The sequence below is a fragment of the Corynebacterium sp. KPL2734 genome (genome assembly GCF_040225595.1).
Classification (GTDB): Bacteria; Actinomycetota; Actinomycetes; order Mycobacteriales; family Mycobacteriaceae; genus Corynebacterium; species Corynebacterium rhinophilum.
In genome coordinates this window covers 1-702 of record NZ_JBEHFO010000057.1, presented here as the reverse complement: position 1 = coordinate 702, position 702 = coordinate 1, and the positions used below count along the sequence as shown (strand labels likewise).

The following is a 702-nucleotide window of genomic DNA, read 5'->3' as shown; positions in this document are numbered from 1 at the left end:
CACCTACCCGAAAACCGTGGATTCTAACTACGGGCCAGTAAACATTGATGTTCCACGAGACCGGGCCGGGACGTTTATCCCAACCATGGTTCCTAAAGGCTCTAGGCGGCTAACAGATGTTGACGATATGATTGTCAGCTTATATGCCGGCGGAATGACCATTCGGGATATCCAGCACCATATGGCAACTGCGATGCGGGTTGATATCTCCCATGAGACGATTTCGGCGGTTACAGACGCAGTCTTGGATGAGGTCATGATCTGGCAAAACCGCCAGTTAGACGAGTTCTACCCCGTGATATTCCTGGATGCGTTGCGCATTAAAGTCCGCGACGGCGGCCGGGTAGTTAACAAGTCTGCGTACATGGCAATCGGGGTGGACCTCGACGGGATCAAGCATATTTTGGGATTGTGGATTGCCAAAGAAGAAGGTGCTTCCTTTTGGGCACACGTGTGCGCCAACTTATCTAACCGCGGGGTCAAAGACGTCTTTATCGTCTGCTGTGACGGGCTGAAAGGCCTACCAGAGGCAGTGGAGGCAACCTGGCCGAATTCCATGGTACAAACCTGCATCGTGCACCTGATACGTGCCGCGAATCGGTGGGTGGCCTACGGGGATCGCCGGGCTGTATCAGCCGCGTTGAAGAAGGTTTATACGGCTACTGATGAATCCACGGCAGAAGCAGCGTTGAAGGAATTTTC

1 protein-coding gene is annotated in these 702 nt (G+C 53.3%); it reads left to right on the top strand.

Annotated elements, in window-relative coordinates; genetic code table 11:
- Window positions 1–702: IS256 family transposase (locus ABRP88_RS11410; protein WP_349837264.1), on the top strand; the 702-nt coding region annotated here is incomplete at both ends.